The 8,588-nt window shown below is 48.7% G+C and carries 6 protein-coding genes; 2 read left to right on the forward strand and 4 right to left on the reverse strand.

The genetic code is table 11. From position 1 onward, the window contains the following. Window positions 1-235: 235 nt before the first annotated feature. Window positions 236-1,819, forward strand: coding sequence for an NAD(P)/FAD-dependent oxidoreductase (locus HMPREF1548_RS23005; protein WP_035323555.1), 1,584 nt, complete (start codon window positions 236-238; stop codon window positions 1,817-1,819). A gap of 121 nt (window positions 1,820-1,940) precedes the next feature. Here HMPREF1548_RS23005 and HMPREF1548_RS23010 read toward each other — a convergent pair whose 3' ends face one another. From HMPREF1548_RS23010 to HMPREF1548_RS23020, 3 genes are all read right to left on the reverse strand, one after another. Beyond that, window positions 1,941-2,888, reverse strand: coding sequence for a radical SAM/SPASM domain-containing protein (locus HMPREF1548_RS23010; protein WP_021639047.1), 948 nt, complete (start codon window positions 2,886-2,888; stop codon window positions 1,941-1,943). Between the two features lie 169 nt (window positions 2,889-3,057). Continuing rightward, window positions 3,058-4,923, reverse strand: coding sequence for a DUF6044 family protein (locus HMPREF1548_RS23015; RefSeq protein WP_021639049.1), 1,866 nt, complete (start codon window positions 4,921-4,923; stop codon window positions 3,058-3,060). Beyond that, a complete protein-coding gene (locus HMPREF1548_RS23020; RefSeq protein WP_021639050.1) occupies window positions 4,920-6,668 on the reverse strand; it encodes a putative bifunctional diguanylate cyclase/phosphodiesterase in 1,749 nt (582 codons plus the stop codon). Before HMPREF1548_RS23020 ends, HMPREF1548_RS23015 begins: the two co-directional genes overlap by 4 nt. 297 nt (window positions 6,669-6,965) lie before the next feature. Between HMPREF1548_RS23020 and HMPREF1548_RS23025 the strand changes: the two genes are divergently transcribed. Then, window positions 6,966-7,943: a GGDEF domain-containing protein gene (locus tag HMPREF1548_RS23025; RefSeq protein WP_035323528.1), complete on the forward strand. Its 978-nt coding sequence runs from the start codon at window positions 6,966-6,968 to the stop codon at window positions 7,941-7,943. A 60-nt stretch (window positions 7,944-8,003) separates the two neighbouring features. Here HMPREF1548_RS23025 and HMPREF1548_RS23030 read toward each other — a convergent pair whose 3' ends face one another. Further along, complete coding sequence (locus HMPREF1548_RS23030; protein ID WP_025488590.1) at window positions 8,004-8,450, reverse strand: RrF2 family transcriptional regulator; 447 nt, start codon at window positions 8,448-8,450, stop codon at window positions 8,004-8,006. Window positions 8,451-8,588: the final 138 nt, after the last annotated feature.

Here is an 8,588-nt window from a genome sequence, read left to right on the forward strand (position 1 = left end):
AATACGCCCCCCGCAGCCGGAAGGGACAAAGCTGCCCCGCCGTCTCCGGGCAAAGCCCCCAGGCTCCACAGCCCGCAAAGAGAGGCGGCCCTCACCCCCCAACGCTTTTATTATCTACATCCACCCAATCTTTCCTATTTGAATTAGGGCGTAGAATATGGTAAGATAAAAATAATAACGACCTGAAACAGGCGTGCCGGTTCAGATGCATGCCATAGAAAGGAATCTCATTCATATGAAAAGAGCTTTGATTATAGGCGGCGGTCCGGCCGGTTTGACTGCGGCCTATGAATTATTGAAGGGAAGCAAGGCAAAGAATCCCCCGGAGGAGATAGAAGTCATTGTATTGGAAGAAAGCGGGCTTCTGGGAGGTATTTCCAAGACTGTAAACTATAATGGGAACCGCATGGATATGGGCGGGCATCGTTTTTTTTCAAAGGATCCGAAGGTGAATGCCTGGTGGAAGGAAATGCTTCCTCCCCAGGGGGCGCCGGCTTATGATGATATCGTCCTGCACAGGACGCCGCCGCTGGCTGCGGGAGGCCCTGATCCGGAGAAATGCGACCGGGTTATGCTTACCAGGAACAGGGTATCGCGAATTTATTTTGATAAGAAATTTTTTGATTACCCTATTTCCCTGAAATGGGAAACCTTTAAGAACATGGGCTTCCTGACCACGATGCAGGCGGGCTTCAGTTATCTGGCCTCCGTGCTTCATAAGCGGCAGGAAAACTCCCTGGAGGATTTCTATATCAACCGTTTCGGGAAGAAGCTTTATTCCATGTTCTTTGAAAAATATACGGAGAACCTGTGGGGCAGGAGCCCTAGGGAAATTGCTCCCGACTGGGGCGCGCAGCGTGCCAAGGGGCTTTCTGTCATGGCGATTGTGGTGGATATGTTCCGCAAAATTTTCCCCGGTAAGAAAAACGGCCATGTGGAAACTTCCCTGATTGAGGAATTCAGTTATCCCAAGCTGGGGCCCGGTGAGCTGTGGGATGTGACCGGCAGTGAAATCGAAAAGCTGGGCGGGCAGATTTGGCGCGGCTGCCGTGTTACGAAGCTTCATAAGGATGAAAATAATCATATCACTTCCCTGACCTATGAAAAGGATGGGAAGGAATATACAATGGAGGGGGATATTTTTATTTCCTCCATGCCGGTAAAGGATCTTGTGGGCGGCATGAACGGGGTGCCGGAAAAAGAAGCAGCCATCGCCGCCGGTCTTCCTTACCGGGATTATATGACTCTGGGCGTCCTGGTCCCCAGGCTGAACCTGGAAAACAAAACGAAGATCAGGACTATTTCCAATATCGTTCCCGATGACTGGATTTATGTACATGATCGTACCGTTCAGATGGGGCGGTTCCAGATTTACAATAACTGGTCGCCTTACATGGTAAAGGATCTGGAGCATACCGTTTGGGTGGGTCTGGAGTATTTCTGTAATGAAGGGGATTCCCTCTGGCAGATGAGCGAAAAGGAATTTTCAGACTTTGCCGTGAAGGAAATGGTACAGATGGGACTTATCGACAGTCCCTCCCAGGTAATGGATACCCATATGGAAAAGGTGAAAAAGGCTTATCCTGCTTATTTTGATACTTACAAGGATATCGATGAGCTGAGGGCATATCTGGATACCATTGATAATCTTTACTGCGTGGGGCGCAACGGCCAGCACCGGTATAATAATATCGATCATTCCATGGTGACCTCCTTTGAAACCGTGCATAACATTCTGAACGGCGTCCGTGACCGCTCCAATATCTGGAACGTGAATACGGATAAGGAATACCTGGAATCCACAGCCAATCAGAACTGATTTTGGCAGTAACTGTGAGGGATACTGAACAATTATAAATAAAAATAATAAAAGCCGCTCCTGTCTCTTACTGACGGGAACGGCTTTTTCATGCTGCGCTTTTTTATTATTAAAAAACAGCTTACTTTTTATTCTTTTTCAAAATGTCATTCACAATATCCATACGTAAACCGGCATCGATGAAATCGCAGTGCTTGCAGAACGGGTAATTCTGGCGGCCGTCCTTAACCGCATTTCTCAGCTTCTGGTATGCGGGGCTGTTCCAGGCATCCTTCAGGGGCATTGTGTTCAGATCGCCCACCTCCGTAACCTCGAAGTTGTCACAGCAGCAGATACCCAGCTTGCCGTTCGGCGTAATCCACATGTCTGTATAGGGCATCAGGCAGGTTTCCTTTACTACCTTTTCCGTAGCCGCCTTGTTGGGCGCGCTTCCGGCGCGGTTGGTAAGCACCTCCTTCAGGTAACGCATCTGGATGAGTATGTCCACATCCTTAAACTCCTCCGGATGGGCCTTGACATATTCATAAATCACCCTGATATTGTCATGGAGCTTCATATCCAGGCAGTAATTGTTGATGATCAGCTGGTTTACATAAGGGACAATAGCCTTTACCTTGTCCACATCCAGGAGCAGTCCGTTGGTGGACATGAAAATAAACGCTTCCGGCAGCTGTTCCCTGGCATACTTGTGGAATTCCACAATTCTTGTATCCAGCCAAGGTTCATTATTTCCGTACAGGGTCAGGTGGCCTTTGTAGCCCCAGTCCCTGAGCTGGTCAATAATATTGTAATACAGGCTTTCTTCCATCCGGGCGTAAGGACGCTTCTCCGCGTTCTTGTTGGCCGTGCAGAATTCGCAGGTGCTGTTGCAGCGGTTGATGGTCTCCAGGTTCACCACATTGGGATGCGGTATCGGATCACTTGACATAAAATATTTGATGTATTCATTCTGCGATTTACCGCGGGTCATAAACTGAAAGGTAAGATATCCCTCGCTTGCCAGCTTGGGAAAATATTTTCTCATATTCCATCCGAATTTACCGGCGAAATTATGGATTCTGATTGGCATTTTATTTCTCCTTCTCTGGGGTAATCCGTTTCTCTTTCCGCCCGGGCCCTCACAGCCCGGACTTTTTTATCATAACACTACAGGTACGGCATTGTCAAATCCGTCGCTTACCATTTTACGGTTATCCGCCCACTTCCCAGTTGGATCCGGGCAGTTTTGCAACCAATGGTTAACCGGCATCATAAACATAAATCGTATAAGGGGATTCCTCCTGGGTATAGGTTCCGGTTAAGGTAAAGCCCAGTTCCTTTTCGTTGCTGATTTTAATCCGGGAAAACAGGTATTTACCGCCGAGCCTGCGGAACATGTCACCGTCTATATACAGCCTGTCATCGGCCGTGGCCATGGTTCTGACCGCGTTCCACGTATTTTCCCCTGAACCGGAATACAGATATGCCCTGGCTCCCCAGTCCCAGAAATAAGTATTCCATTCCTCCACCTTCTGCGTGGCGGGGGCTATCATGGCTCCGAATTCTTCTTTATATTCCTGGGGATAGAAGCCCAGATAGCCGTCCAGCGTGGCGATTCCGTTATAGGAAAGCACCGCGGGATGCATTCCGTAAGCAGCGCTGTACTCTCCGTCATAGCCGATATCCGCCTTGATTTCCTCAAACAGCTTCTGCGAATAGAACTCCCGGTAGTTCAGGTTTTCCACCTGTGTATGCTTTATGATCCGATAGGCATTGTAATAGCAGGTGGAATAAAAATCATTGTATACAGCCGGAGTCAGGATTACCACCGCCAGCGCAATCAGGGAAACCAGATAACCCAGCCACTGCTTCCTTTTATCAATAAGGTACTTCACCAGCAAAAACAGCGCTGCGTACCAGAGAAACGGGTTGAAAAAAACGGTGCGGTTGAACTGGAAGCCCTTCAGCGGGGGCACCAGCGTCTCAAACAGTCTGCGGAAGCCGCCCCAATAATAGAAGCCATAAACCAGACAGTTTCCTATTATAAAGTAAATAACCAGGCAGAAGCTGTCCGTCACTATTTTCCCCGGCTTTTTTTCCCGGAGGAAGCAGAAAATACGGTAAATAAGAAAAAGCATGCACAAAGGCAGCACAAACCTGGTATGGGAAGGCTGGGCATGGAATATAGCCTGATAAAACACCTCCCATATGGAGGAAACAATCTGTCCTGCGGTAAAGTTATCCTCTGCCATCGTGGTGCGCATGGTCACCACGTCGGAAAAAAGCATCTCCCCGAACAGCCTGTATTCAAACAGAATATAGCCTGCCGAAAGGATGACCAGGGCCGCCGCAAGCCGCAGGCTAATGGAGCGCAGGAAGGAGGGCCGCCTCGTTTTCCCCTGTGCATCCTTCTGCGCGTTCTTCCGTGCGTTCTCCTGGACATTTTTCCGCACATCCTCCTGCCCATTCTTTTCATCCGGCGCCGCCTTTTTCATACTGCCGTAATCCCGCACCGCCAGTATCACAATAGCCAGTACCAGATATCCAAGGATGAAAAAACCGAAATAAGAAAAATAGGAAAGAAGCGGATAAAGGAACAAAAACAGATAGTCCCACCGGCTTTCCCCCCTGTAAATCCTGCGCAGCAAAAGCACGGCAAGCGGAATGGACGCAAAGGCGATCCCATAGGCCGGGAACAGAGGAAGCAGTCCGTAAATAAGTCCGATTATCACTGCCGCAGGCTCATATTTCTTATAATTTTCCTGGTAAATATCCTTTGCCAGCAGAAGCATGGAGCCCTCCGCAATCAGGATTTTCAGAAAATACCCGCACATGTATGCCGCAAAGGGCGGCAGCAGATAAAAAAGGATGTTATAAAGATTGAATTCCGAGCTTAAATAGTCCCTAGTGATACCGCCCAGTATCGGCACCTCAGCATTGTGGGCAAAGAACACGTCCCAAAGCTTCATCGCCTGGAAGTGTCCCATAAACAGATCCAGGTTATCATGTGTAGCGATATAACTGCCCTCCCCGAAAAAGAGGAACACCGCAGCTTCACCCAGCACCACGGCCGCAAATAAAAACCAGTACCATTTTTTCAGTATTACATTTCCAAACCTTTTCATTCCGTCTCTCCCCTGGTCCTTTTGCCGCCCTCTCCCGGCCCGGCCTGTTCCTGCCAGGTCTTAAAGGCGCCGCTTCCCAGATATTTTTCAACAAATTCCCTCTCAGGCACGGGCCTGCCGAATAAAAATCCCTGAATGTAATCCGGGGACAGCCGCTGTAAACGCACCAGCTCCTCTTCCGTTTCCACGCCCTCCAGACACACCCGCAGGCCGATGCTGTGGGCCCTTTCAATAATATGTCCCAACAGCGTATAGTCATAATCGCTTTCCAACGCCCGTACCGCAAAGGAGCGGTCAATTTTTATCATATCGGCACGCAGATCCTTCAAATATCGCAGATTGGAATAGCCTGTTCCGAAATCATCGATGGCCAGCCTCAGCTTCTGCCCGCAGATTTCCTCCATGGCCTTCCGGAAGGCAGGATCAGTTTCAATATATCCGCTTTCCGTAATTTCCAGCATGATATTTTCAGGGCACACCTCCGCCACTCCCAGGTGGTTACGCAGCTCCTGAAGCACATCGCTCTTTTTCAGCTGTACGTAGGAAAGATTGATATTCATATGAAACAATGGGATAACCCTCTTCAATCTGCAGCAGCAGAGCACCGCCTCCTTTATCACGTAGGAGCCCATGGGAATGATAAGCCCGCTTTCCTCCATCACCGGGATAAAATCCCCCGGCGGCATTTTCCCGTATCTGCTGCTGTCCCACCGAAGCAACGCTTCCGCTCCTCTGATTTCATAGTTCTTCGCATCCACTATCGGCTGATAATGCAGGGAAAAACCTTCATAATCATTAAATATGGCCTTACGCAGCTCTTCCTTGATTTCCAGTCTGCCCACATAGGCGTCATAATCCTCCCTGCTGAATGCCACAAGCGCGTTTTTTCCCCGGCGCTTTGCTTCATTCAGGGCAAATTCCAGATATTTTACCAGCTCGCTGTAATCGGCAGAAGGATAAGGCAGCTGGAGCAAACCGCCGGAAACCGTATAGAAATTACGGTAGTCCTCCTCTTCTATATGTCTGAAAATATTACGCCTGATCTTTTCAAACAACTCCACTACCTGCGCGGAGCACATATCATCCTGCCCGAACAGAACGAATTCATCCGCAACCAGCCGGTAAAGCTGCATTCCCGGCAGCATACATTCCCTGATAATGTCCGTAAGCTCCCTAAGCAGCGTATTTCCCGATTCTATCCCATATTTTTCATTGATCTCTTTAAAATCATCCACGCCAATAAGCAAAAGAAATCCGGCTCCATGTTTCTTCTGAAGCAATCGTCCCAGGTCAAGGGCAAAACGGCCTTCCCCATGCAGACCGGTCAGACGGTCGCGTTTTTCCTCCCCGTTTACCTCGGAAATGCTTCCCACAAGAAGACGGATACTGCCTTCCCCGTCATAAATCACCGTTCCCCGGCAGTGGATCCATATGATTTCCTTATCTTTACTGTACCAGCGGTATTCCATGTCATGGTATTTTTTTTCTCCGGCGCGGATGCGCCTTAAATCCTCTATTAGCAGGGGAAAATCCTCCTCTGCTACCAGCTCCCGCAGCCCTTCTCCCGCCGGACATATGAAATCGGAGGATATATGAAATCTCTCCCGCACCCTGTCGCAGAAAAAACAGCTGTCTTCTTTTATGTCCAATATGAAAAAATAATCATCGCTTGTCTGGTTCAGCGCCTGAAATACTTCCATAATCTGCTTATTGTCCGTCGTGGACAGCAGCACCTTTTTATCCATTCTATCGCCCTATGCTTTCTCCAATCGAACCTTGCTCCGGCTGGCATTACTTTCATATTACAAATACCTGGAAGGTATGTCAACTCTTTCCGCCCAATACGCCGGCGGCAAAAGATATACCCGTAATATGAAATACACATGTTTTTCCCTGCCTGCACCGGCACCGGTTTTTGCCGCAACGCCCTGATTTTGGCAGATTTTACCGCATTGCCAATTTATGTAAAATATGATAATCTGTTTCTTATGGTTTGTTAATTTCTAAAAACAGGAGTTTTCTGCCGGAAAGGAGACATTTTTGTGAAATATTATTATACATATACAGAATTACAATCTGAAATGTCTGTATTACAAAACACATTTGCCATTGTCCGGCTTGTGGATCCTTTCATTTGCCATACAGTAAAAATTTCCATGGCGGACGGCATCCTGACCCTGACTCCGGACAAGCCCTGTTATTCCGTCTGGGATAAAAAACAGCAGTGCGTAAACTGTATCTCCGCCCGCGCAATGAAATCAAAAACCTCCTGCACAAAATTTGAATATATGCAGGATCATATCTACCAGATTTTCTGCCGCTATATTTTGCTTGAGGATCGGGAGCTGATAATGGAGCTGGTCACCGATATCACCGGATCCGTATTAAATGGCGAGGAATCCCCAAAGGAAATTGAAAATGAATTCCTTTTTTTAAACAATAAAATGGTGACCGATCCGGTTACCCTGGCCTATCACCCGCATTACATAGATGAACATCTGATCAATGCCGCCGCGTATTCCGGCTGGAATTCAGAAGCTTTCCATCTGGCCTTGATTAAGATTGATAATCTGGATGATATCTGCCGGGACCTGGGTGAACTGGCCTGTAAGGGCGTACTGCGCGCTGTGGCCGATGCTGCCAGGGAAATACTGTCCGACACAGGGGACGGAAGCTTTCTGGCCCGTTATGATGAGTCAATCTTCTTTCTCGCCTGCGGCTGCATATCCCATGAGGAGCTGCAAAACAGGCTGCTGGAGCTGGTACGGCAGGCCTCCTGCCTTCCTGTCCTCTTCCACGGAAAGCCTGTGCCTCCCCGCCTGAGCGCCGGTTTCCTTACCTGCCCTCCGGGGAAATACCATATTTTCAGGGAATGCGGGAAACCAAACAATTACGCAGAAGAACAAAGGCCCCCTGCCCCGGATGAATATCTGCAGGCAGGCACCATACTGATGGAGGTGCGCAGGCTTCTGGATGCGGCCGGGCGCCAGCCCTCCGGAATCGCCGGCCGCATCCTGTAGGGCGGCAGCTTTGCCCGGACCAGCATCTTACCGCAAATAAAAAGCAGCCCTGCGGCTGCTTTAAATCATATAATTCATACTTTCCATACGTTTCGCGTGCTTTTCAGCCAGATCTGCAATGGTAATGCTGTCCACTACACCATTAATGGCATCCGCCAGCTGTTTCCACACATCCACGGTTTCACAGGTATCATAGCGCAGGCAGTCTGCTGTCCCTCCGCAGCTGTCCAGGCATGGCACCGGATTCAGAGAGCCTTCCGTCAGACGGAGGATTTGTCCCACTGTATATTCGGCCGGATCCCTCGCCAGGCGATAGCCTCCCTGTGCGCCCCTTGTGCTCTTTACAAAGCCGGCCTTATTCAGAATCGCTATGATCTGCTCCAGATATTTTTCTGAAATTCCCTGGCGGTCCGCTATCTGCTTTACTTTAATATATTCTCCGGTGTTGTTAACTGCCAAATCAAGCATAACACGCACTGCATATCTTCCTTTGGTCGAAATTCTCATAGCACTCATTTTCTACCTCTTTAAATTTGTTTTATCCATGGTTGTCTGTATCTATACCATACCAGTATGAATAGTATAAGTCAAGGCCGATATGTAGTGGAGAGTGAGGCTTTATTTTTGTGGTGGTGCGGCCTCTGT

It is taken from the genome of Clostridium sp. KLE 1755, from assembly GCF_000466465.2.
Classification (GTDB): Bacteria; Bacillota; Clostridia; order Lachnospirales; family Lachnospiraceae; genus Eisenbergiella; species Eisenbergiella porci.

What these genes read in the sequence shown, in the direction of transcription:
- HMPREF1548_RS23015 (WP_021639049.1), bottom strand. Translation starts at nt 4,923, where the DNA reads ATGAAAAGGTTTGGAAATGTAATACTGAAAAAATGGTACTGGTTTTTA.
- HMPREF1548_RS23030 (WP_025488590.1), bottom strand. Translation starts at nt 8,450, where the DNA reads ATGAGAATTTCGACCAAAGGAAGATATGCAGTGCGTGTTATGCTTGAT.
- HMPREF1548_RS23010 (WP_021639047.1), bottom strand. Translation starts at nt 2,888, where the DNA reads ATGCCAATCAGAATCCATAATTTCGCCGGTAAATTCGGATGGAATATG.
- HMPREF1548_RS23005 (WP_035323555.1), top strand. Translation starts at nt 236, where the DNA reads ATGAAAAGAGCTTTGATTATAGGCGGCGGTCCGGCCGGTTTGACTGCG.
- HMPREF1548_RS23020 (WP_021639050.1), bottom strand. Translation starts at nt 6,668, where the DNA reads ATGGATAAAAAGGTGCTGCTGTCCACGACGGACAATAAGCAGATTATG.